Annotated in this window: 25 protein-coding genes; 11 read left to right on the forward strand and 14 right to left on the reverse strand. The window is 66.2% G+C overall.

All coding sequences use genetic code 11. The features are described from left to right. Positions 1-45: 45 nt before the first annotated feature. Both B9Z03_RS26445 and B9Z03_RS26450 read right to left on the reverse strand, forming a co-directional pair. A complete protein-coding gene (locus tag B9Z03_RS26445; protein ID WP_085466960.1) occupies positions 46-1,374 on the reverse strand; it encodes a S41 family peptidase in 1,329 nt (442 codons plus the stop codon). Between the two features lie 16 nt (positions 1,375-1,390). Continuing rightward, positions 1,391-2,674 carry a murein hydrolase activator EnvC family protein gene (locus B9Z03_RS26450; RefSeq protein WP_244561852.1) on the reverse strand — a complete coding sequence of 428 codons (1,284 nt, stop codon included), beginning with the start codon at positions 2,672-2,674 and terminating at the stop codon, positions 1,391-1,393. 214 nt (positions 2,675-2,888) lie between these two features. Here B9Z03_RS26450 and B9Z03_RS26455 point away from each other — a divergent pair, with 214 nt between their 5' ends. Beyond that, positions 2,889-4,601, forward strand: a complete 1,713-nt coding sequence (locus tag B9Z03_RS26455) for a heparinase II/III family protein (protein ID WP_085466962.1) — start codon at positions 2,889-2,891, stop codon at positions 4,599-4,601. Here the strand turns inward: B9Z03_RS26455 and B9Z03_RS26460 are convergent, their stop codons facing one another. From B9Z03_RS26460 to B9Z03_RS26490, 7 genes are all read right to left on the reverse strand, one after another. Continuing rightward, the gene (locus B9Z03_RS26460; RefSeq protein WP_085466963.1) at positions 4,602-5,633 is read right to left on the reverse strand and encodes a peptidoglycan -binding protein; all 1,032 of its coding nucleotides are present in this window, start codon (positions 5,631-5,633) and stop codon (positions 4,602-4,604) included. Between the two features lies 1 nt (position 5,634). Beyond that, a complete protein-coding gene (locus tag B9Z03_RS26465) occupies positions 5,635-6,648 on the reverse strand; it encodes a MotA/TolQ/ExbB proton channel family protein (RefSeq protein WP_085466964.1) in 1,014 nt (337 codons plus the stop codon). Positions 6,649-6,741: 93 nt separating this feature from the next. Next, a complete protein-coding gene (gene trhA, locus B9Z03_RS26470) occupies positions 6,742-7,416 on the reverse strand; it encodes a PAQR family membrane homeostasis protein TrhA (protein WP_139832399.1) in 675 nt (224 codons plus the stop codon). A gap of 70 nt (positions 7,417-7,486) precedes the next feature. After that, complete coding sequence (locus B9Z03_RS26475; RefSeq protein ID WP_085466966.1) at positions 7,487-8,290, reverse strand: inositol monophosphatase family protein; 804 nt, start codon at positions 8,288-8,290, stop codon at positions 7,487-7,489. A 50-nt stretch (positions 8,291-8,340) separates the two neighbouring features. Further along, the gene (gene efp / locus B9Z03_RS26480; protein WP_085466967.1) at positions 8,341-8,907 is read right to left on the reverse strand and encodes an elongation factor P; all 567 of its coding nucleotides are present in this window, start codon (positions 8,905-8,907) and stop codon (positions 8,341-8,343) included. An 81-nt stretch (positions 8,908-8,988) separates the two neighbouring features. After that, positions 8,989-10,095, reverse strand: coding sequence for an SEL1-like repeat protein (locus B9Z03_RS26485; protein ID WP_085466968.1), 1,107 nt, complete (start codon positions 10,093-10,095; stop codon positions 8,989-8,991). Next, complete coding sequence (locus tag B9Z03_RS26490; protein WP_085466969.1) at positions 10,092-10,751, reverse strand: thiamine phosphate synthase; 660 nt, start codon at positions 10,749-10,751, stop codon at positions 10,092-10,094. Before B9Z03_RS26490 ends, B9Z03_RS26485 begins: the two co-directional genes overlap by 4 nt. Before the next feature lie 139 nt (positions 10,752-10,890). Between B9Z03_RS26490 and B9Z03_RS26495 the strand changes: the two genes are divergently transcribed. Both B9Z03_RS26495 and B9Z03_RS26500 read left to right on the forward strand, forming a co-directional pair. Beyond that, positions 10,891-11,664, forward strand: a complete 774-nt coding sequence (locus tag B9Z03_RS26495; RefSeq protein ID WP_085466970.1) for a sulfite exporter TauE/SafE family protein — start codon at positions 10,891-10,893, stop codon at positions 11,662-11,664. A 54-nt stretch (positions 11,665-11,718) separates the two neighbouring features. Beyond that, positions 11,719-13,359, forward strand: a complete 1,641-nt coding sequence (locus tag B9Z03_RS26500; RefSeq protein ID WP_085466971.1) for an acyl-CoA synthetase — start codon at positions 11,719-11,721, stop codon at positions 13,357-13,359. 34 nt (positions 13,360-13,393) lie between these two features. Here the strand turns inward: B9Z03_RS26500 and B9Z03_RS26505 are convergent, their stop codons facing one another. Next, on the reverse strand, positions 13,394-13,945 hold the full coding sequence (locus tag B9Z03_RS26505) for a DUF2269 family protein (RefSeq protein WP_085466972.1): 552 nt from the start codon (positions 13,943-13,945) through the stop codon (positions 13,394-13,396). A 464-nt stretch (positions 13,946-14,409) separates the two neighbouring features. On the opposite strand from B9Z03_RS26505, the gene B9Z03_RS26510 reads away from it, so the two are divergent. Continuing rightward, a complete protein-coding gene (locus B9Z03_RS26510; protein WP_085466973.1) occupies positions 14,410-14,940 on the forward strand; it encodes a protease adaptor protein RcdA in 531 nt (176 codons plus the stop codon). 4 nt (positions 14,941-14,944) lie between these two features. On the opposite strand, the gene B9Z03_RS26515 is transcribed toward B9Z03_RS26510, so the two are convergent. Next, complete coding sequence (locus B9Z03_RS26515) at positions 14,945-15,706, reverse strand: sulfite exporter TauE/SafE family protein (protein WP_085466974.1); 762 nt, start codon at positions 15,704-15,706, stop codon at positions 14,945-14,947. 146 nt (positions 15,707-15,852) lie between these two features. Here B9Z03_RS26515 and ruvC point away from each other — a divergent pair, with 146 nt between their 5' ends. Further along, positions 15,853-16,362: a crossover junction endodeoxyribonuclease RuvC gene (gene ruvC / locus B9Z03_RS26520; protein WP_085466975.1), complete on the forward strand. Its 510-nt coding sequence runs from the start codon at positions 15,853-15,855 to the stop codon at positions 16,360-16,362. A gap of 7 nt (positions 16,363-16,369) precedes the next feature. On the opposite strand, the gene B9Z03_RS26525 is transcribed toward ruvC, so the two are convergent. Further along, positions 16,370-17,263 (reverse strand): bile acid:sodium symporter family protein, encoded by an 894-nt coding sequence (locus B9Z03_RS26525; RefSeq protein ID WP_244561853.1) that lies wholly within the window; start codon positions 17,261-17,263, stop codon positions 16,370-16,372. Between the two features lie 164 nt (positions 17,264-17,427). On the opposite strand from B9Z03_RS26525, the gene ruvA reads away from it, so the two are divergent. The 5 genes from ruvA to B9Z03_RS26550 all read left to right on the forward strand — a co-directional run bounded on the left by ruvA (position 17,428) and on the right by B9Z03_RS26550 (position 20,236). Next, complete coding sequence (gene ruvA, locus B9Z03_RS26530) at positions 17,428-18,048, forward strand: Holliday junction branch migration protein RuvA (RefSeq protein WP_085466976.1); 621 nt, start codon at positions 17,428-17,430, stop codon at positions 18,046-18,048. Between the two features lie 64 nt (positions 18,049-18,112). Beyond that, complete coding sequence (locus B9Z03_RS26535; RefSeq protein WP_085466977.1) at positions 18,113-18,406, forward strand: AbrB/MazE/SpoVT family DNA-binding domain-containing protein; 294 nt, start codon at positions 18,113-18,115, stop codon at positions 18,404-18,406. After that, entirely contained in the window at positions 18,403-18,795 is a 393-nt protein-coding gene (locus tag B9Z03_RS26540; protein WP_085466978.1) for a PIN domain-containing protein, read from the forward strand. Before B9Z03_RS26535 ends, B9Z03_RS26540 begins: the two co-directional genes overlap by 4 nt. Beyond that, positions 18,792-19,826: a Holliday junction branch migration DNA helicase RuvB gene (gene ruvB, locus B9Z03_RS26545; protein ID WP_085466979.1), complete on the forward strand. Its 1,035-nt coding sequence runs from the start codon at positions 18,792-18,794 to the stop codon at positions 19,824-19,826. The genes B9Z03_RS26540 and ruvB overlap by 4 nt, the downstream gene beginning before the upstream one ends. 149 nt (positions 19,827-19,975) lie before the next feature. Next, the gene (locus B9Z03_RS26550; RefSeq protein ID WP_176247648.1) at positions 19,976-20,236 is read left to right on the forward strand and encodes a hypothetical protein; all 261 of its coding nucleotides are present in this window, start codon (positions 19,976-19,978) and stop codon (positions 20,234-20,236) included. Positions 20,237-20,289: 53 nt separating this feature from the next. Here the strand turns inward: B9Z03_RS26550 and B9Z03_RS26555 are convergent, their stop codons facing one another. Next, positions 20,290-21,549 (reverse strand): glycoside hydrolase family 5 protein, encoded by a 1,260-nt coding sequence (locus B9Z03_RS26555; RefSeq protein ID WP_085466981.1) that lies wholly within the window; start codon positions 21,547-21,549, stop codon positions 20,290-20,292. A 58-nt stretch (positions 21,550-21,607) separates the two neighbouring features. Between B9Z03_RS26555 and ybgC the strand changes: the two genes are divergently transcribed. Then, entirely contained in the window at positions 21,608-22,078 is a 471-nt protein-coding gene (gene ybgC, locus B9Z03_RS26560; protein ID WP_085466982.1) for a tol-pal system-associated acyl-CoA thioesterase, read from the forward strand. Positions 22,079-22,414: 336 nt separating this feature from the next. On the opposite strand, the gene B9Z03_RS26565 is transcribed toward ybgC, so the two are convergent. After that, entirely contained in the window at positions 22,415-22,873 is a 459-nt protein-coding gene (locus B9Z03_RS26565) for a hypothetical protein (protein WP_139832401.1), read from the reverse strand. Positions 22,874-23,230: the final 357 nt, after the last annotated feature.

Genomic DNA, 23,230 nt, shown 5'->3' on the forward strand with positions numbered 1-23,230 from the left:
GCAGGGAGAGGCCGGCCGGCGGATCGCTCCGCCGGCCGGGCCGTATTACTGGTTCATCACCGCCTTGGCGGGATTGGCCGGGAAGGCCGCGTCGGTCTTGGTGCCGTGGATCAGGTCCAGCGCGTAGTTGAGCTGGATGTCGTCCTTCGGATCCGGCGGGACATAGGCGGCGGAGCCCGAACCTTCCTCGCCCTCCTGGTTGCCCTTGATGTGGCCCGGAAGGTCCGATTCGCCGCGGGACAGATCCTTGCCCTGCAGTTCCTCCGGCAGAGGCTGCTCGACCTTCACGTCGGGCGTGATGCCCTTGCCCTGGATCGAGGAGCCGGACGGCGTGTAGTAGAGCGCCGTCGTGAGCTTCAGCGCACCGTTCTCGGGCAGGGGGATCACGCTTTGCACGGAGCCCTTGCCGAAGGTCTGGGTGCCAAGGATGGTCGCGCGGCGATGATCCTGCAGCGCGCCAGCGACGATCTCGGAGGCCGAGGCCGATCCGCCGTTCACCAGCACGATGAGCGGCTTGCCGTCGATCAGGTCGCCCGGCCGGCTGTCGTAGCGCTCGGTCTTTTCCGGGTCGCGGCCGCGCGTCGAGACGATCTCGCCCTTGTCGAGGAAGGCGTCCGACACGCTGATCGCCTGGTCGAGCAGGCCGCCCGGGTTGAGGCGCAGGTCGAGCACGTAGCCCTTCACGCCTGCGGCCGGGGCCTTGTCGCGAATCGACTGGATCGCGGCCTGAAGGTCGCCGAAGGTCTTCTCGGTGAAGGAGTTGATCTTGATGTAGCCGACATCGTTCTCGACACGGTAGCGCACCGCGCGGACCTTGATCGTCTCGCGGATGATCGTGACCTTGATCGGCTCGGTAGCGCCCTCGCGCACGATCGTCAGGTCGATCGGCGTGTTGACCTGGCCGCGCATCTTGTCGACCGCCTCCTCAAGCGTCAGGCCGCGGACTTCCTGGCCGTCGATCTGCGAGATCAGATCGCCCGACAGCACGCCCGCACGGGCGGCCGGCGTGTCCTCGATCGGCGAGATGACCTTCACCAGCTCGTTCTCCATCGTGACCTCGATGCCGAGGCCGCCGAACTCGCCGCGGGTCTGGACGCGCATGTCCTTGGCGGCGTCCGGATTGAGATAGGACGAATGCGGATCGAGCGAGGAGAGCATGCCGTTGATGGCGCTCTCGACCAGCTTCTTCTCCTCGGGCGGCGTCACATACTGCGCGCGCACCCGCTCGAAGATGTCGCCGAAGATGGCAAGCTGGCGATAGGTCTCGGACGAACCGGCGGCATTCGCGCTGGAGCCGGGTGCGCCATAGACCAGGCTCATGGCGGAAGCGCCCATCAGCGCACCCGCGAACAGAAGCGACACCTTACGAATCATTGCCTGCCCTTCCAGATCATCTGCGAGCCTGCCACCACGGGGCGGGATCGACGGGTTTTTGGTCCTTGCGGAACTCAATATAGAGTTCCGGCTGCGCATTCACACTGCCTTCCGCGGACATGCTTGCGACCCGCGTCTCGCCCATTGCGCCCACAGGCTCTCCCGCCAGTACCGGTTGACCCTGCGAAACGCTGATTCTGCCCAGCCCCGCCAGAACGACATGATAGCCGCCGCCGGCATCGAGGATCAAGAGTTGGCCATAGGAACGAAACGGACCGGCATACAAAACCGTGGCGTCTGACGGCGCTGTGACGATTGCGCCCGATTGTGTCCTTACCGTGTCGCCGAACGCGGTCACTCCGGCCTCGTCGACATGCCCGAAGGCTCGGATCTTCTTGCCGGCGACCGGCAGGGCGAGGGTGCCCTGCAAGGCGGGGAAGGGTGCCGCCTCCACCAGGCGATTCCGCTCGGGAACGCGGCGTTCGGCGTCTCTGGCCTCTTTCCGCGCCCTCTCCTCCTCGGCCAGTCTCGCCTCTTCCTCGGCCTTGCGGGCGGCTTCGATGCCTGCTTCCAGCGAGGCGATCAGGTCCTTCAGGTTGCCGGCCTTGGCCGCGAGATCGGCGGCGCGAAGCTGTTCGTTTCGAAGCGTCTGCTCCGAGCCCTCCTGCAGCTTCCGCTTCTCTTCAAGCAAAAGTGACAGCCGCGTGCGGCTCTCGGCCTGCTCCGCGATGGTCGAGACGAGCCGTTCGCGCTCGGTGGCGACGGTCTCGCCGAGCCGCGCCAGCTCGGTGAGGTCGGCGAGAAGCACCGTCGTCTGCTCGCGCAGTTCCGGCACCACCGCGCCGAGAAGGATCGAACTGCGCACAGAGGCCAGCGCGTCCTCCGGCCGGACGAGAATGGCGGGCGGCGGGTTCAAGCCCATCCGCTGCAGGGCGCCCAGCACCTCGGCCAGGACCTCGCGGCGCTCGGACAGCGAGGCGCGGATCGCGGCCTGCTGGTCCTTCAGTTCGGCGAGCCTGTCTTCCATCGCCGCCACGTCTTCGGAGAGCTTCTTTTCCGTCTTGGCGGCCTGGATCAGGGCGGAGGTGATCGAGGCGTTGTCTTTCCGCAGCCGCGCGATCTCGTCCGACAGCGTCTTCTGCCGGCTGTCGGAAAGGCTGAGTTCGCTGGTGATGCGCTCGTATTCGCCGCGCGTCTGCGCCTGCCGCACCTCCAGCTCCGCCGGCGCCTCGGCCTGCGCCACAAGCGGGCCGGCGGTCGACAGCGCAGCAAGAACGGCAATGAGGATCGGGCGTTTCACACTATGCTCGCACCGGTGAACCAACAGGAGAAGGCAGCCTATCGCCTTGATCCTTAAGGAACCATCAACCATAAGGCCCCGCCGCCAGCCGTGCTGGCGCGACGCAACTTCTGCCCCCCGGCCGGGTTGTCCATCGCTTTTTGAACGTTACGGCTCGCACAAAGTATTGAATCAGGTATTTTCGCCCGTTGGGGCGGTGAGGAAGGCATACATATTGGCGCTCGAAAGGGGACAGAGTCCGGCCCTTTGGGCTTACGTCGCCCGTGCGTACTGGCGACGATTCGGCCGGCGGCTCGCCGCGGGGCCGGCCTATCGCTGGCGTTTTTCCGGCCGCACGCCGGAGCGCATCCTCGTCGCGCCACCGGACCTGCGCCTTCCCGACCCACAGATCGCCGACGACATCTATCACGGCCGCTACCCGCTTGCCGGGCAGATGATCGAGACCGGAGGCGCCTCTCCCTTCCAGGTGGTCGGCGCGTCGCGTGAATGGCAGCGATCGCTGCACAGCTTCCGCTGGCTGCGCCACATGCGCGAGGCGGGCACCGAGCTAGCCTCCGCGAATGCGCGCGCGCTCGCCACCGACTGGATCGCCATGTATGGCGGCCGCATCACCGAACCGGCCTGGGACCCGGCGGTGACGGCCCGGCGAATCATCTCGTGGCTGCAGCACTCGACGGTCGTGCTGGAAGGGGCGGAGTTCGCCTTCTACCGCTCCTATCTCAAATCGCTCGCCGTGCAGGTGCGCTATCTGAAGTTCGTCGCCCGCTACATGGCCGACGGAGAGGAGCTGCTGCGCGCGCGCATCGCGCTCACCTTCGCCGCCCTGTCGCTGCCGGTTCCGGGCTCCGTGCTGCGCAGCGCGACCCGCCACCTGGCAGAAGAACTCGACCGGCAGATCCTGCCGGACGGCGGGCATATCTCGCGCAATCCGATGGCGCTGCTCGAACTGCTGGCCGACCTTCTGCCGCTGCGCCAGACCTATGCAAACCAAGCCGAGGCCCCGCCGGCGGCGCTGATGGGCGCGATCGACCGGATGCTGCCGGCGCTGCGTTTCTTCAGACACAGCGACGGCGGGCTGGCCCGTTTCAACGGCATGGGACCGACCATCGCCGACAGGCTGGCCGCGATCCTGCGCCACGACGACACGGCGGGCGCGCCGCTGCTGCATGCGCCCTATTCCGGCTACGAGCGGCTTGCGATGGGTGGCACGACCGTCATCGCTGACACCGGCATCGCGCCTCCCTTCGAGGTCTCGCACCAGGCGCATGCAGGCTGCCTGTCGTTCGAACTGTCGTCGGCGCGGCAGCAATACATCGTCAATTCGGGCGTCGACGCCTACGGCCCCGACGACTACCGGCCGTTGGCGCGCGCGACGGCGGCACACTCGACCGCCACCATCAACGATACGTCCTCGGCGCGTTTCAGCTTCCCGCCGGAGGTCCATCGCCAGATCGGCACGCCGCTCATCGGCGGGCCGACCAAGGTGCCGTGCGAGCGCCGTGACACGGCCGACTCCCAAAGCTTCGTCGCCAGCCATAACGGCTACGTCGCCCGCTTCGGCATCTTCCACGAACGCGAATTGACGCTGTCGCGCAGCGGCTCCGTCCTCGACGGCGCGGACCGTTTCTTCCGCCAGGGCGGCACGCCTGTCCGCGGCGACCGCGACACGGTGGCAATCCGCTTCCACATCCACCCTGACACCGAACTCTACCGCGACTCGGCCGACCGCTTCGTGCTGGGCGGGGAAAGATCGGACTTCTGGGTCTTCTCCTGCGAGGAGGTCGTGCCGAAGATCGAGGAATCGCTGTTCTTCGCCGGCATCGCCGGACCGCGCCGCGCACGCCAGATCGTGCTGACCTTCAAACCGTCGGAGTTCGGGCTCGTCCGATGGCGGTTCACCCGCACCCAGCTCGCCAACAACGCTTGATCAACGTTCCGTCAGCTTCAGCTCGATGCGCCGGTTACGGTCGCGCGCTTCCTGGGTATCGGCGGCGTCGAGCGGCTGGAACTCGCCGAAACCGGCCGCGACGAGCCGGTTCGCCGGCACGCCGTTGGCGATCAGGAACTTGACGACGGAGGTTGCGCGCGCACTGGACAGTTCCCAGTTGTCGCGGAAGCGGCCGGTGCCGGAGAGCTGGACATTGTCGGTATGCCCGTCGACCCTGAGCACCCAGTTGATCTCGGGCGGGATCTCGCGCTGCAGCTCGATGATCGCATCGGCGAGCTTCTTCATCTCGTCCTGCCCCGCCGGATTGATCACGTCGGAACCCGACGGAAAGAGCACTTCCGACTGGAAGACGAAGCGGTCGCCGACGATGCGGATGTTCTCGCGGTCGGACAAGATCTCGCGCAGCCGCCCGAAGAAATCGGAGCGATACCGGTTGAGCTCCTGCACGCGCTGGGCGAGCGCCACGTTGAGGCGGCGGCCGAGGTCGGCGATCTTGGTGTTGGATTCGCGGTCGCGCTGCTCCGAGACCTCGAGCGCGGCCTCGAGCGCCCCGATCTGCTTGCGCAGCGCCGCGATCTGCTGGTTGAGCAACTCAACCTGCGACAGCGCCCGCTGGCTGATCTGCTTCTCGCTTTCCAGCTGCCCCGACAGTTCGCCGATCTTCTGGTCGGCCACCGCGCCCGCTCCGGCACCACGGTCGAGCAGCTGCTGCAGCCGGTCGCGCTCGCTCTGTATGCTTTCGAGCGAGGCGCGCAGCCCTGCGAGCGAATCTTCCGCGTCCTGCGTGTTGGAGCGTTCGAGCGCCAGGAGCTGGGTCAGCTCGTTGATCTGCGAATTGAGCCGGTCGAGCACCTCGTCCTTGCCACTGATCTCGCGGCTGAGCAGGAACTGCGCCAGCACGAAGACCGACAGCAGGAACATGATCGCGAGCAGCAGCGTCGACAACGCATCGACGAAGCCCGGCCAGTAGTCGATCGTCCGCCGCTCGCGGCGGCCGCGCGCCAGCGCCATCTCAGTTGGCTTTCCGCTTGTCGAGGCCGGCGGCAACACGCTCCAGCGTCTCGCGCAGGCGCTTCTGCTCGTCGGACTGGGCTTCGATCCAGTCGCGCATCATCTGCTGCTCGTTGCGCATGTTCTTGACGAGGCCGGAGATGCCCTCGGCGAGGCTCGCCATCGCGGTCGCCACGCGCTGGTTCGAACCGCCGGATTCCTGGATCATCCGCAGACGCTCGGACAGCGCGCGGATCTCGTCGGACGTGCCGGCCTTCGACGGATCGATGGCGAAGTCCGAGCCGAGGTCGGTCACCGTGGAGAGCCAGTTCTCGAGCTCGGTGTAGAAGCGCGTCTGCGCGCGGCCGGCCTGCAGGTCGAGGAAGCCGAGGATGAGCGAACCGGCGAGACCGAACAGCGAGGATGAAAACGCGGTGCCCATGCCAGACAGCGGCGCCGACAGGCCCGCCTTCAGCGAATTGAGCACATCGTTCGCATCGCCCGAGCCAGGGTCGAGCGACTGGATCGTCTGGCCGATCGAGCCGATTGTGCCGAGCAGGCCCCAGAACGTGCCGAGCAGGCCGAGGAACACCAGCAGGCCGATCAGGTAACGCGAAATGTCGCGGCTCTCGTCCAGCCGGGTCGCGATGGAATCAAGGATCGACCGCATCGAGTTGGTGGTGAGCGTCATCGCGGACGAGCGGCTCAACAGCGCTTTCATCGGCGCGAGCAGAACAGGCTCGGTGGTCTCGCTGCCGGCGCGGAACGAATTCACCCACTTCACTTCGCGAAACAGCCGGCCGACCTGCACGAAGGCGAGCAGTATGCCGACGGTGAGCACGCCTAGGATGAGGCCGTTCAGGCCGGGATTGGTGACGAATGCGGCCGAGATCTGCCGGTAAAGGATCGCGGCGACGAAGCCAGCGATCGCCAGGAACACCAGCATCGACAGGAGGAAGACCTGGGGAGAGGAGAGTTTCTGGGGATCGTATGCACTGCCCAAACCGTCAATATCGGCAGATTTGAACAATGCCATCGCCGCGCCTCTGCGTTTTCCTGGGTCCGATCTTGATCACGAATCTAACCGGAATTGTGACATAATTGAAAGGCGGGGAATGTCCTCCCGCCTTCAGAACCGCGTCACCACCATGAAATCGGTCATCGCGGCCAGATGCAGCGTGGCTCCAGTGACCACAAAAGCGTGCCAGACAGCGCTTTGGAAACGCAGGTTGCGCCAGACGAAGAAGATGACGCCGCAGGAATAGGCGGCCCCGCCGGCGGCGATCAGCCAGATCGTGGTCGTCGGCAGTATATCGGCCAGCGAGCGCAGCATGATCGCGCCGCTCCAGCCGATGGCGAGGTAGAAGACGATCGCAAGGCCGTCGAATCGCCCCGGCAGGAAGAGCTTGACCGCCATGCCGATCGCGGCCCCTCCCCAGACAATTCCCATCATCGTGCCCGACACGAGCGGATCGGAGACGTTCATGAGGAAGGGCGTGTAGGTTCCGGCGATCAGGAGGTAAATCCCAGCATGGTCCGCGCGCCGCAGCACCCACTTCACCGGCGAATGCGGCCAGAGATTGTAGGCGCAGGAGACGCCGAGCACGGTGAGCAGCGAAGCGAGATAGAAGATCAGCGAGACGTATTCGCCCGTTCCGGTGCGGCCGGCGGAGAGCGCGAGCAGGGCCGCCCCGACGGCGATCGCAATCAGGATGCCGACGGCATGGACGACGCCGTCGGCGATCAGTTCGGCCTTCGAAGGAACCCTGAAATTCATGAAATGCGGGCGCGCGAGATCACTCATGCGGCCGAGCATGGCATGCCAACATGACGGATTGGTTGCAGGATCGGCCGGTGCGCCGATGTGAAGCAGGTCAGGTCGTGCGCGGCAGCGGCTTGCGGATGGTCTGCAGCAGCGTCTTCTGGATGATCTCGTTGCCGGCGACGATCGAACCCTTCTCCAGCATGTCGGTGCCGCCGTCGCCGTCGGAGACGAAGCCGCCGGCCTCGCGGATCATCAGGATGCCGGCCGCCATGTCCCAGGGCTGCAGGCCCGTTTCCCAGAAACCGTCGAGCCGGCCGGCCGCCACATAGGCAAGGTCGAGCGCCGCGGCACCCATCCGCCGCACGCCGGCGACCTCGCCCATCACGTGGCGCATCTCGATCAGAAAATTGCCGTGATGGCCGCGGCCGAGATGCGGGATGCCTGTACCGATGACGCTGTCGGCAAGCTTGCGCCGTGCGCCGACGCGCAGGCGCCGGTCGTTCAGGAACGCGCCGCCGCCGCGCTCGGCGGTGTAAAGCTCGTCCATCGCCGGATTGTAGATCACACCGGCAACGATCTGCCCCTGCCGTTCAAGCCCGATCGACACGGCGAAGATCGGGATGCCGTGCAGGAAGTTGGTTGTGCCGTCGAGCGGATCGATGATGAAGCGATGCTGGCTGTCGGAGCCGACCACCTCGCCGCTCTCCTCCATCAGGAACGAATAGTCAGGCCGCGAGCGCGACAGCTCGGTGTGGATGATCTCTTCGGCGCGCTTGTCGGCCTGGCTGACGAAGTCGCCGGGTCCCTTCAGCGAGACCTGCAGGTTCTGCACCTCGCCGAAATCGCGTGAAAGCGAGCGGCCGGCCTTGGTGGCGGCCTGAACCATGACGTTGATGATCGCCGAACGCGGCATAATCTGCTCCGTTGTCCGCCCTCCGCGCGAGGCGGGAGGGCTGGCCGATCCTAGTCGGCCCTGCGCATGTAGCTGATTTCGTTGGTGTCGACGAGGATACGCTCGCCGGCCTCGATGAAGGGCGGAACAAGCACGCGGATGCCGTTCTCCAAAACCGCGGGCTTGTAGGACGAGGCGGCCGTCTGGCCCCGCACCACCGGATCGGCTTCGGTGACCGTCAGCGTCACGTGGTCGGGCAGCGCGATGCCGATCGGCCTTTCCTCGTAAAGCTGCACCGTCACCATCATCCCGTCCTGCAGGAAGGCGGCGCGGTCGCCGACGAAATCCTTGGCGAGTTCGAGCTGCTCGTAGGACTCGGTATCCATGAACACCAGCGCGTCGCCCTCCTCGTAGAGGAAGGAGAAGTCCTTCAGCTCGAGCTGCACCTGTTCCACGGTCTCGGCCGAGCGGAAGCGCTCGTTGAGCTTGGTGCCGTTGATGAGGTTCTTGAGCTCGACCTGGTTGTAGGCGCCGCCCTTGCCGGGCTTGACGGTGTTGGTCTTCACCGCGGCCCAGAGCCCGCCGTCATGCTCGATCACCGTGCCTGGACGGATTTCGCTGCCGCTGATCTTGGCCATAAAACGTGTTCCGGATGTTCGGGAAGAGCGGGAGCCGCCTGTTTCGGCGCCCCAAGACCACAAATCGGCACGACAGGCAAGCTATCTGAGGCGGTTCGCCCGCTCGATCGCCTTCTTCTGCTCTTCGTCGGTCAGCCCGTTCATCACGTCGTCCATGTAGTAGTCGGAGAGGCCGGCGCGGCGGGCGCGGATATACCAGGCGGTTCCTTCGATGATGTCCGGCTCGACTCCGAGCCCCTCGACATAGAGCTTGGCGAGCCGGTTCTGCGCCGCGACATTGCCGCCCTGCGCCGCGCGGTGCATCCAGCCGAAGCCGGCCTTCATGTCGCGCGCGCCGCCCTTGCCCTCGACCAGCCACGTCGCGAGGTCCACCTGCGCTGTGTCGAAGCCCTGCCGCGCGGCAAGTATCAGCCACTTGCGCGCCTCTGGCAGGTCCTGCGTGATGCCGCCAGCACCGTTGGCGTAGATCTGCGCGACGGCATATTGCGCGTCGGCCAGCCCTGCCTCGGCGGCCTTCATGTAGTATTCAACCGCCTTGAGCTGGCCCGCCGGGCCGGGCTCGCGGTCGATGATGATCTGCGCCAGGTTGAACTGCGCCAGCCGGTTGCCTTCGTCGGCCGCCGCCTGCATCAGTTCCCGCGCCCGCGGCACGTCGCGCTTGACCAGCCGCCCGTCGAGCAGGATCAGCGCATATTGGAACTTCGCCTCGGACACGCCCGCGTGCGCCGCCTTCTCATACCACTCAACCGCCTTCTTCTCGTCCTTCGGCACGCCGAGCCCGCGCGCAAAGATCTCGGCGACCAGCGTCATGGCCGCCGGATCACCGGCCTGCGCGCGCGGCAGCGCCAGGTTGAAGGCCGTGATGTATTCGCCGCGCTGGAACGCTCCGAACACATTGTCCGGCAGCCGCTCGCCGAAGCGGTTCGGATCGATGCCCGGCCGCGCAGCTTCCGTCGGCGCGGCGGGGCTCGGCGGCGGTGACGCCTGGGGCGACGACTCGGTCGGCGCGGGCGGCGTGACCGGTGTCACCGGCGCGACGGCGTTCGCGGCCGGCGCCGGCTCGTCAGGCTTGGCGGGCGCAGCGATCGCGTCGGTGGGTTCCTGCGACGGCTTCGGCTCCTGCGCGGCAGCCGACAGAGGCGACGCGATCAGCGCGGCAAGAAGCAGGGCGGGCGTCGTTCGTCTCATTCTTCCTCGAACCTCGGAGCGGTGCGGTCGAGCAGTTCGTTCACCGCCGCGACCGCCTCGGAGGGCTTCATCGTCCCGTTGAAGATCGCGGACGACAGGGCGACGAACTCCGCCCCGGTCGCGGCCACGGCCTCGGCGGAGGCGATCTCCGATCCGCCCTGCGCGATGCACGGCACGTTGACGATCTCCGCCCACCACCGCGACAGGTCGAGGTTGCGCGGATGCGGCGCGGGATCGGCGTCGAAGCCGAAACGGCCGAAGAAGATGTAATCCGGCTGCGCCTCGCCGAGCTCGAGCGCGTCGTGGCGCGTCTTGGCCCCACCCGCGCCGACGATCAGCCGTCCGTCATGCTTGCGCACCGCCGCGTCGATCTCCGCCTTGCCAGTCTCCAGGTGGATACCGTCGGCACCGACGCGGCCGACGATGCGGCTGTCGCCGGAAATCAGCACGGCCACCCCCCTCGCCTGCGCGTCGGGAACGATCGCCTCGCAGTATTTCTGGAACTCCGCATCCTCGACGGCGCCTCCGACAAGGATCAGCGAGGCGACGTCGCCGCCGGACAGCGCGTCGAGGACGCGCGGTGCCTCCATCCCGCCGCCCTTCTTCGGGTCGGCAATGAGAACGAGGCGGCAGCGGTTCGGCAGTTCGTCGGTCATGCGGGCTCCGGATGTGCGCCCGCTATGGGCGGCGATCATGTTTGGATTTTGGCATAGACGAGACGGCGTCCGATAGACAGCATCTCTCGCCAAAGGCGGCGGCCATGGTTATTGCGGACCTCTGGCCCCGGACCGCGCGATGATTCCCCTGATCTCCGACCCGATCTTCTACGCCGTCGCCGTCCCGGCGGTCATCCTCGTCGGGCTGTCCAAGGGCGGGCTGGGCGGCGCCGCCGGCTTCATCGGCGTGCCGATGATGGCGCTGGCGACATCGCCGGTCCAGGCGGCGGCGATCCTGCTGCCGATCCTCCTCCTGATGGATGCGGTGTCGCTCTGGACCTGGCGCGGCGGCTACGACCGGACGATTCTCGCCCAGACCATCCCCGGCTCGCTGGTCGGCATCGGGCTTGGCTGGCTCACTGCCGCGATCGTCTCCGCCGGCATGGTGCGCCTCATGCTCGGCGTCGTCGCGATCGTCTTCGTCGGCCGCTGGCTCTACACGCTGGCGCGCCGCACCGGGCACATCCGCCAGCAGCCGAACGCGGCAAAGGGCGCGTTCTGGGGCGTCGTCTCCGGCTATACGAGCTTCGTGGCGCATGCCGGCGGGCCGCCCTTCCAGGTCTACACGTTGCCGCTGCGGCTCGACCCGCGCGTGTTCACCAGTACCGGCGTCTACTTCTTCGCCTTCATGAATGTGGTGAAGCTCGTGCCCTATTTCGCCCTCGGCCAGTTCGACCGGACCAATCTCGCGACCTCGCTGCTCTTGATGCCGCTGGCGCCGCTCGCGACGCTGGCGGGAGCCTGGGTCGTGCGCAGGATGCGGCCGGACGTGTTCTATCCCTTCACCTACGGTGTGATGGCGCTGATCGCAGCCAAGCTCGTATGGGACGGCGTATCGGCAATTCTACCATGATGACGGCCGGCGGACTTTGTGCTTTAGCCTGAGGAAGGACTGCGGGAGGACAACATGAAGAACCCTTACGAGCAGGGTCTCGATCGCAACCAGGCGAACCACCAGCCGCTGACGCCGCTGACCTATCTGGAGCGAGCGGCGCGGACCTATCCAGATCACGTCGCGATCATCCACGGCAGCTCGCGCACCAGCTACCGCGACTTCTGGCGCCGCTCGCTGAAGCTGGCGGACGCGCTGTCGAAACGGGGCATCGGCAAGGGCGACACCGTGACAGTGATGCTGTCCAACACGCCGCCGATGCTCGAATGCCATTTCGGCGTGCCGATGGTGAAGGCGGTGCTTCATTCGCTCAACACCCGCCTCGACGCGGCGATCGTCGCTTTCCAGCTCGACCACGCCGAGACGAAAATCCTGATTGTCGACCGCGAATTCTCGGCCATTGTCGCCGACGCGCTGAAGCTCGCCAAGGTGAAGCCGCTGGTCATCGACTATGACGATCCGGAATACGCCGCGGATGCTCCTTATCCGAAGGGCGACCGGATTGGTTCGATCGACTACGAAGCCTTCGTCGCTGAAGGCAGCGAGGAGTTCGCGTGGTCGATGCCCGACGACGAATGGGACTCGATTGCGCTCAACTATACGTCGGGCACCACCGGCAACCCGAAGGGCGTGGTCTACCATCATCGTGGCGCGGCGTTGATGGCTTATGCGAACACCATCCACGCCGCTATGGCCAGGCACTGCGTCTATCTCTGGACGCTGCCGATGTTCCACTGCAACGGCTGGTGCTTTCCCTGGACGCTGGCGGTGACCGCGGGCACCCATGTCTGCCTGCGCTGGGTGCGCGCCAAGGCGATGTACGACGCCATCGCCGACCATGGCGTGACGCATCTGTGCGGCGCCCCGATCGTCATGTCGACGCTGATCAACGCGCCGGATGAGCAGAAGCGCGACTTCCCGCAGACGGTGACCTTCAACACCGCCGCAGCACCGCCGCCCGAGGCCGTGCTGGCGGGCATGGCCGACGCCGGCTTCGCGGTGACGCATCTCTACGGCCTGACCGAGACCTACGGCCCGGCGGTGGTGAACGAATGGCATTCCGAATGGGACGCGCTGGACAAGAACGGCCGCGCGGCGAAGAAGGCGCGCCAGGGCGTGCGCTATGCCGCTCTCGAAGGGCTGACCGTGCTCGACCCGGAGACCATGCAGCCGACGCCCGCCGACGGCGAGACGATCGGCGAGGTCATGTTCCGCGGCAACATCGTCATGAAGGGCTACCTGAAGAACAAGGCGGCCACCGACGAGGCCTTCGAAGGCGGCTGGTTCCATTCCGGCGACCTGGGCGTGATGCATCCGGACGGCTACATCCAGCTCAAGGACCGCTCCAAGGACATCATCATCTCCGGCGGCGAGAACATCTCCTCGATCGAGGTCGAGGACGCGCTCTACAAGCACCCGGCCGTCGCCTCCTGCGGCGTCGTGGCCCGCCATGACGACAAGTGGGGCGAGGTTCCGGTGGCCTATGTCGAGCTGAAGCCGGGCAGGACGGCCACCGAAGCCGAGATCCTCGATCATTGCCGCGGCCTGCTCGCCCGGTTCAAGGTGCCGAAGGCGGTGATCTTCTCGGAGATCCCCAAGACCTCGACCGGCAAGATCCAGAAGTTCCGGCTGCGCGATATGGCGAAAGCGGGCTGACGCCGGCCCGCACGGGCCGGCGCCGGACGCTCGGTCAGGCTTCCGACGGCGCCGTCTCGCCCCAAGGGGCGAAGGCCACCGCCGCTCCGGCCAGCAGCACGACCGCCATGGCCGTGAGCAGGACCGTGTCGCCGAAGGTCGGCTTCAACACCATGTCGGCGACCACCACGATCATGACCGCATAGTCGAACCGCGCGACCCTGAGCATTGCCTTGCCGTCGGCCAGCGCGGCAGGGGTGATGCCGTCGCGCTCGACCATCGCCGCCACGCGCTCCGATGTCGGCTTGAAATAGAACAGCCCGATCAGGAAGGTCGCAGCGTAGCCGCCAAGACCGATGACGATCCACAGGTCGGTGAAGCCGACCCAGAACCAGCACAGGACCAGGCCGAAGAGGAGAGTCAGCATCGAGGCCGGAACCATCAGCCTTCCGCCGAGGTCCGACGACAGGCGGATCGCGCGCATGGTGCCCTCCGCATCCCCTGCCCTGACGGCGAACACGCCGTTGAGCATCATCGCAAAGCCGCCGCCGACCCAGATGAGCGCGCAGATCACATGTCCGAATTTGACGATCGAATACCAGTCCATCTCAGCACCTTGAAAAACGTTGCATGGTCCGTCGCCGGTCATTGCCGACGCTCCGGAGCGGCGGCGACCTACCACCGGGCAGGTATCGGCCGCTTGTCGGCGCGGCGTGGGACATGGTTACGCGGGTGATACTTCGGGATGCAGCCGCAAACGTTTCGCGCAGAAACGCCGGGCGTTAACCGTCCATTAGGCTTTACGGATGTTTACTATGTTCATCCAGTGATCTGGATTCTTGCCGGGTGGTTGGAGCCACCCTGTTTGACGCCTCCCTGTTAACTCCTGAGAGCCGCTTTACCGCGGCTCTTTTTTTGCCGCCCGAACGCGCGTTAACCGTTTGTTAAACATGCGCTTGCGTTCGCGACGCGGCCGGAGCATCCTCCGCCCGCGGTGCCGTATAGGGGTGGGTACGCGGATCCTGACGCTGAGTCGGAGGGTCCCGTCAGGGTGTGCAGGGGTTCGTAACGATGAATGACGCTGGCGCGGAGGGGGCCAAGACCATAAGGCTCGCAGAGCGCAGGATTTTCTCGCCGTCCTTCAAGCCGCTCTACAATGAAGGCATGGGGTTGGTCGAACAGGCGGCCGAATATCTCGACGGCCAGGGCCGGGTCGAGGCGAAGCGCCTGTCGCGCATCGCCGCGACGCTCTATGCCGCCGAATCGATGCGGCTCACCACCCGCCTGATGCAGATCGCCTCCTGGCTGCTGCTGCAGCGCGCGGCCAATTCCGGCGAGATGACGCGCGATCAGGTCGCCTCGGAGAAATCCAAGGTGCGGCTGGACACGGCCTCTGCCCAGGACAATGCGCCGGGCTGGCCCGAGCTTCCGGGCGATTTCGTCGCGCTCGTCCATCGCTCGCTGAAGCTCCAGTCGCTCATCCGCCGCATGGACGAGGAGATCTACGGCGCACCCGCGGCCGTGATCGCACAGCCGCCGCGCACATCGAATCCGGTCTCCGACCAGATCATGCTCCTGAACACGGCTTTCGCACGCGGCTGAACGGTCAAAGCCCGGCAGCGGACGCGATGTCCGACCACGGCAGCGCCAGGAACGCAGACAGAACCACCAGCGACAGCGTAATCTGCCTGTAGTGCGCATCACTCGTACGGCCGTGCGCGGCCCAGCCGGCAAGCAGCCCGGCAAAATAGACCGGCGTAGCGCCCAATGCGATGGCGACGACGGGAGCCTCGAACAGGCCGGACGTCCACGCGGTCGCGAAGGACATCAGTTCCGAAATGAAGAATAGCGACAGAAGGTTGGAGCGAATGATCGCCGACGGCAAAGGCGACGCCAGCCAGTAGACCAGCACTGGCGGACCCGGAATCTGGGCGATCCCGGACAGCACGCCGGCCATCGCGCCGACGCCGAAAGACTTTGGCGGGGTGCGCTCGCCCCGATATCGCCAGCCGCGCCACAAGGCCACGGCGCACAGAAGGATTGCGATGCAGATGAACCATCGCAGGACAACCGGGTCGGCGATGGTCAGGATGAAGACCCCCGCCGGGATGAACAGCATCAGCCCCGCGACTGCCGGCAGCACGTCGCGCCAGACGGCTATCCGCAGGGCTGGGATCGTGACCGGGATCGTCGGCAGGGAATCGATGATGACGAGAATCACGAATGCGGCTTTTGGTCCGTAGAGAGCTCCCGCGACCGGCGCGACGATGAGGCCGGTGCCGAAGCCTGACAGACCGCGGGCGAAGCCGGCGACGAGCACCGTCACGGCGAGGATCAGAAACAGGCCGTCGAACGATGGCAATTGCATGGGCACCTCTCGCTGCACGCAACCTGTAGACGGCCCGCGCGCAAGACGCACGCGCCACCTCGCCGAAGTCCTTTGACACAGACAGATGTTTCCCGTTTGTTCACTTTCCGCTGGCATGACGTCCCCACAGCGGTAAGGATGGATGCATGGCAGAGGCGATTCGTATCATCGGGCTTGACCCCGGGCTTCGACGCACCGGATGGGGCGTCGTCGAGAGCCAGGGAAATGCGCTGCGTTTCGTCGCCTCCGGCACCGTCACGTCCGACGACAGGGAAGACCTGGCTGCCCGGCTGTGCCAGCTCCATGACGGCATCTACGCGATCATCGGCCAGTATGCGCCCGAGGAAGCCGCGGTCGAGCAGACCTTCGTCAACGCCAATCCCGCTTCGACGCTGAAGCTCGGCCAGGCGCGGGGCATCGCCATGCTGGTGCCGGCGCGCGCCGGGCTGCGAGTGGCCGAATACGCGCCCAACGCGGTCAAGAAATCGGTGATCGGCGTCGGACATGGCGACAAGGCGCAGATCCGCATGATGGTGCGCGTGCTGCTGCCCAAGGCGACGTTCGAGAGCGACGACGCCGCCGACGCGTTGGCGATCGCGATCTGCCACGCGCATCACCGCCAGAGCGCCGCCTATCGCATCGCAGCCTTGACCTGAGGTGACGTCAGTCCGGCGACCGCTTGGCCGCAACCGCCTGACGCCGGTTCACCACCCAGACCAGCACGCCACTGGTGATGTAAGCAAGCAGCCCGTAGGCGGCGGGCGGTATGGCCATCTCGGGATTGTTGAGCATCTGCTCCGAGAGGGCGATCGCGATCACCAGCGCGGCATTGTGCACGCCGATCGACATGGCCAGGGCGATTGCCTGGCGATACTCGATCCGGAACAGCCGCGGGACGAGATAGCCGACTGCCAGGCTCATCAGGTTGAAAGGCAGGACCACGGTGAGGATCGTGACGCCCCAGGTCACGACGAGCCCCCACTGGCTGACCAGCGCGAAGATGACGATGGCTGCGAGGAACAGCGTCGCAAGCAACTTGACCGGGCGATCGAGGCGCCGTGCGAGGACCGGGTAGCGGCTCTGGACAAGCACGCCGATCATGGCTGGAACCACCGCGATGACGAAGATCTGCGCCACCAGGCTCAGTTCCAGATATACCGCCGACGCTTCGCCATAGAACCGGGCGAGCGCGAAGTTGGCAATGAACGGCACCATGACGATGGACAGGACGGACGTCAGGGCGGTCAAGGTGATGCTGAGCGCCACGTCGCCTCGCGCGAGATGCGTGTAGAGCGTCGCGGACGTGCCGCCGGGACTGGCGGCCAGCAGCATCATTCCCACCGCGATCGCCGGCGGAAGTCCGGATGCGTAGGTCAGGCCGTAGCAGATGATCGGCAGGATGATGATCTGGCAGAACAGTCCGATCAGCACCGCCTGCGGCTGCTGCAGGACGCGGCGAAAATCGTCGAGCTTGAGCGACAGCCCCAAGCCCAGCATGACGATGCACAGGACCACCGGCAACCCGATGCTCAATGCCGCGCTTGATTGCATGTTCATTCCTCGAGAATCCGCAACACAGTAGCACCCACTTGTTGAGAAACCCTCTCTCGAGCAAGCGGTCTCCGATGACCGCGTTCTTGACTTGTTCCAGGCCTCGTGCAAGGCGATGGGGGACCCCGCCGGTGGCGGAATCGTCCATGCGAGAATCAGGAGCACCTGACGTGATCGGCAAGCTCAAGGGCGTGGTGGACGAGATCGGCGAGGACCACTGCATCGTCGACGTGCACGGCGTCGGCTACGTCGCCTACTGCTCGACCCGCACGCTGGCCGCGCTCCCCTCTCCAGGGGAGGCGGTCATCCTGCACATCGAGACCTATGTACGCGAGGACATGATCCGGCTCTACGGGTTCGGTTCGGCATTGGAACGCGAATGGTTCCTGCTGCTGCTCAGCAACGTGCAGGGCGTCGGCGCCAAGGTGGCGCTGGCGATCCTGTCGACGCTGTCGCCCTCCGACCTCGCCAATGCGATCGCGCTGAAGGACATCGCGATGGTCTCGCGCGCGCCGGGCGTCGGCAAGAAGGTCGCCGAGCGCATCGTCATCGAACTGAAGAACAAGGCGCCCGCCTTCTCCGGCGCGCCGAGCGGCACGATCGGCCTGATGCAGGAGCTCGGCGAAGGGGTTGCAGCGGCACCGGTCGCTGACGCCGTCTCGGCGCTGGTCAACCTCGGCTACTCGCGCGACGTGGCCGCGACGGCCGTGGCGAACGCGGTCAAGTCCGCCGGCGAGGGAGCGGATTCGGCCAAGCTGATCCGGCTCGGGCTGAAGGAATTGGCGCGATAGGATTGTTATGGATCGTGCTCCTTACTACTCTACACGAGTAAGGAGAATTGGTTGGAGTCGGACCATGGGATTTATTGCTACCATGTCCTCGAAAGGACAGCTCACGATCCCGAAGGACGTTCGCGACGAGCTGAAGCTCGCGACGGGCACGCAGCTCTATATCTCGGTTCGAGATGGCGAACTGGTCGCGCGGCCGAAGAACAGGAACATCGCCGATCTCGCCGGCATATTGGGCACGCCGACCGTCGGCGCGGGCGCCGCGATCGAGGACTTAGATGAGGCGATCGGGGAAGCTCTGGCCGAGGATGACAAACGGATCGTTCGGGAGTGGAACGATCTCCACGGGAAGAAGACGTGAAGGCGCTGGACACCAACATACTCCTTCGCTTCGTCATGCGCGACGACGAGAACCAGTTTGCAAAGGCGAGCGGCTTCCTCGGCTCACGAACCCCGGAGGATCCCGCCTTCATCAGCCTGATCGTCCTGGTGGAATTCGTGTGGACGCTGCGCCAGCGCTACGGCCGCAGCCGAAGCGAAATTCTCTCGCTCGTGACGACGCTGCTCGAGACGAGGGAGCTGGCGTTCGAGGATGAAGACGAGCTGTCGACGATAATTGCCGATGCGGATCGCGGCGAGCTTGCCGATCATCTGATCTCCTATTGCGCCCGACGCGCCGGCTGCTCTGCGACGGTCACCTTCGACACACGTGCCGCAAAGGCGGTCCCCGCCATGGAACTCCTCGCATGACCCTCTCCCCCCGCCTCGTCTCGGGCGACAAACGCGGTGAGGACGCGGACGGGACGCTGCGGCCGCAGACGCTCGACGAGTTCGTCGGCCAAGCGGCGGCGCGCGCCAATCTCAAGGTGTTCGTGGAGGCCGCCAAGGGGCGCGGCGAGGCGCTGGACCATGTGCTCTTCGTCGGGCCGCCGGGGCTCGGCAAGACGACGCTGGCGCAGATCATGGCGCGCGAGATGGGCGTCAACTTCCGCTCGACATCCGGCCCCGTGATCGCCAAGGCGGGCGACCTCGCGGCGCTGCTGACCAATCTGGAGGACCGCGACGTCCTGTTCATCGACGAGATCCACCGGCTGAACCCGGCGGTGGAGGAGATCCTCTATCCGGCGATGGAGGACTACCAGCTCGACCTGATCATCGGCGAGGGCCCGGCGGCGCGCTCGGTGAAGATCGACCTGGCGAAGTTCACGCTGGTCGCGGCGACGACGCGCCTCGGCCTGATCACCAATCCGCTGCGCGACCGGTTCGGCATCCCGGTCCGGCTCAACTTCTATACGGTCGAGGAGCTGGAGCTGATCGTGCGGCGTGGGGCGCGCATCCTCGGCCTGCCGATGAGCGACGACGGCGCGCTGGAGATCGCCAGACGCGCCCGCGGCACGCCGCGCATCGCAGGCCGGCTCTTGAGGCGCGTCCGAGATTTCGCCACGGTGGCCGGCTCCGGCGAGGTGACGCGGCGGATCGCCGACGAGGCGCTGACGCGGCTCGAAGTGGACAGCCTCGGCCTCGACGCGCTCGACCGGCGCTATCTCTCGATGATCGCCCGCAATTTCGGCGGCGGGCCGGTGGGCGTCGAGACGATCGCCGCGGGGCTGTCCGAGCCGCGCGATGCGATCGAGGACATCATCGAGCCCTATCTGATCCAGCAGGGCTTCCTCCAGCGCACCCCGCGCGGACGGGTGCTGACCGCGATCGCCTGGCGGCATCTGGGACTGGAGGCGCCGCGGGAGACGTTTGTCCAGTCGACGCTGTTCGAGGACGAGTGATGGGGTTTCGACGGATCCTGTTGCTGAGCGCAACCGGACTTGCGATCGCCGTCCTATCAGCAGTTATCTGGATGACCGCCCGTCCGGAGCTTCTCGCAAACTCTCTCACTCAGCGGATAATGTCTCAGTCGACCGTCTGGGGAACGCCAGTGCCGTTGACGCCCGAGCCGCTTCAGAACCACGCCGATCGACAGAGCGTCGAACGTTCGATTTTGAAGGCCGGATTCGAGCGGGCGACCGAGACGACTGCCTGGCGCTACCGCAGCGAGATCGAGCTCGGAAAGGACGTCTACGTTCGCGAAGCCGACCGCTTTCCCTGCCAGATCAAGCACTACGTCGTCGTAGCGTTCGACTCCGCTGATAGCTTGGCGGAAGCAACCGGCTTCGAGCACGAGCACGGCTGCCTGTAGCGCTATTAGCCCTCCTCGCCGCCAGACAAACTTGGACCCGGAAAAGACCGTTCTCAGCCGCCACGTCCGAGCCCGCGGATCATGTCCATCACGTCCGGCTCGGCCTTGCGGCCGTCGAATTCCTCGACGACGCCGAAGGCGCCGCCGTAGCCCCACATCGACCAGGCGTAGCCGCGCTTTTCGGCCAGCGAGATCATGTCGTGCAGGTAGGCCGCCCGGTAGCGCGCCGGCACGACGGTCCGGGTGCCGTATTCCTGGCGGATCATGCCGAACTCGCCGAGGATGATCTGGGCGGGCGGCACGCCGTTCTTTTCGGCCCATCGCTCGACGAGCTCGAAGGGTTGCGCCAGCGCCGCCGCGAGCTTGTCCGGCGTGTCGAGGGCAGCGAGCTGCTCGTCGAGATAGGCGAGCATGCCCGACCGCCGCGCCCAGGGCGCGTCGCGGCGGATGGTGGCGCGGATGGTCTCGACCGCCGCGTCGAGATCGGCCTTCGGCAGGGCGTCGAGCGGATAGGGAAGCCCGGTGACGTGGGGGATGAAATCGCCCGCCCAGGTCGCGCCCTGATGCGTCAGCAGGAACGGCGCGTAGGAGTGGAAGCTCCAGATGACGTTGGCGTCGGGCACGATCTTCGGGTCGAGCGCCGCAAGGCCCTCCGCCGTGCCCCAGCAGCTTCCGGACAGGACCAGCGTCAGCCGGGTGGCCGACGCCCGCGCGGCGGCGAAGATGCGCGTCAGCCGGTCCTCCCAGTCCCGTTGCTCAGCGCCCTGGCAGGCAAGCGTCGGCTCGTTCATCAGCTCGAAGGCGAGGCGCGAGGGGTCTTCCTTCGCCAGCGTGCGGCCCATCCGGCGGACCAGCTCGACATAGCGGTCGAACAGGGCCGGGTCCTGCATCACCTGGCCCATGCCGATGGACCGGTTGGAGCCGGCGGGCATCAGGTGCAGGTCGACGATCACCTTGAGGCCGGCGGCATTGGCCATGCGGGCCGACTCGAGCACCGAGGCGAACAGGTCGTCGCGCAGCCCGTCCGTTTCCGAGGACAGGAACGGCGAGGGATCGACCGGCATGCGCACGAAATCGAGGCCCGCCGCCTTCAGCGCCGCGAGGTCGGCCTCGGTGACGGACTTGCGCCATTCCGGAAAGGGCAGGATCGCGTCGCGTTCGCTCCAGCGGCTTTCGTCGGGCCAGGTCGTCCAGATGTCGAGGTTGATGCCGCGATGTGCCTCGAAGGTGGCGGCGGCGGCGGGCGCGGCGAATGCCAGCGCCACGGCCGCCGCCGTCAGCGCCCGCTTGATCGTCCGCACGAGAAATGGCATCCGGTCCGCCTCCGGTTCGCTCCGTCTTTGTCAGGCGGCGCAGGGAAAGGAAAGTCGAATGGCCGATCATGGTGAATCGGGCGCGCCCGACGCAATCCCCCTCGCGGGCGTGCTGACGGCCACGGGCCACCGCCACGTGGTGCGGGTCTACTACGCCGACACGGATTTCTCCGGCGTGGTCTACCATGCGCGCTATCTCGAATTCTTCGAGCGCGGCCGCTCCGACTTCCTGCGGCTGGCGGGCGTGCACCACACCGAGCTCGCCGACGGCAAGCACGGCGAGAAGCTGGTCTGGGTGGTGCGCCGCATGGAGATCGACTTCAAGGGCTCGGCCAAGATCGACGACGTGCTGACGATCGACACGATCACCGAAAACGTCTCCGGCGCGCGCATCTTCATGGCGCAGAAACTGTCGCGCGACGGCCAGGTGCTGGTCGAAGCCAAGATCGAGGCGGCGATCGTCTCCGAAAACGGCCGGCCGCGGCGGTTTCCGAAGGAATGGGTCGAGGCGTTCATGCCTCAGGGCTGAGCGGCGCGGCGGCTTCCACGGAGACGCGGCGTCCACGAGGCACGCGCTTTCGTCATCCTCGGGCCTGTCCTTCGGGCGTTCGATTGGCTTTGCAAGGTCCACTGGACCTTGCAATTCGCCCGATGGGCGAACCGCCACCTCACCCCGAGGATCTGCGGCGCATGAGCGCTTCAACAGTGATGGAAACTCGCCAGCGACAGCAGATCCTCGGGACAAGCCCGAGGATGACGCCGCGCGGGGGCCAGGGCCAAGGATAGTTCACCTTTGTCCGCGCGAAGGCGTCGCCCGTGCAGGCTTTGCGCGGGCGGAAGCGGGACAGACTGCGTCTGAAGGCGCTCAGGACGTGTCGGGGGGTTCGACCGGCACGGCGGCGGCGATTGCAAGTCTTTCGATGAACGCGCCCAGGCCATGGATCGCCCCGCCCTCGTTGCCGGCCTCGTCGGAGGCCTGCCCACGGTGCAGGAACGACAGGCGGCACAGGTATGCCGCGATGGCCTGCATGTAGAGCCCGAATGCCCTGAGCGAATCTGCAAGGTCCTCCGCATCGAAGGGATTGCTGCCGAAGCCTGCCGGCATCATGACCGGCGTCCAGGGTCTGCGTGCGAAGCTGCGGAGCGTGCCAGCGACGTAGGCGCTCAGCAGCGCATTCGCCTGCCAGGCGGCCCACAGCACGCACCAGCGGACCCAGAACGAGCGGCCGGCGGCCTGTTCGGCCATGTCGGCGATCGAGAACAGGCGCATGACGATCCTCGCCTTGTGCGCCTGTTGCCTCCCCGCCTTTGCCCTCCAGCCCATCTCCGGCTCCCGTTTGACCGGATGTAGTTTCGGGCATGCTGGCAGGGTGGGGATGGAAAAATTTCGGGCGCTAACGGGAACAAGGGGTTAGCGGGAAACGGGCGGAAATCGATGCACGGTGCCGCTTGCGGGGGAGGTAGACGCTGGACGAGGGGATGGGTGGGAACCGCCTGACCGCTGGTGGACTGGAGAGCTGCGATAGGGGTCGTTTCACGTGGGTGCCGCCTCCGACGGGAAGGCGGCCCCACATCGGCTGTCCTCGGCTTCCCAGCGCGACCCCAGTTCCTACCATTTATCGATATGGTTGATCACACCTGACCATCCACAGCCTTTATGCACATTGCAGACTGGCCGTTA

The sequence above is a fragment of the Mesorhizobium australicum genome (genome assembly GCF_900177325.1).
Taxonomy (GTDB): domain Bacteria; phylum Pseudomonadota; class Alphaproteobacteria; order Rhizobiales; family Rhizobiaceae; genus Mesorhizobium_A; species Mesorhizobium_A australicum_A.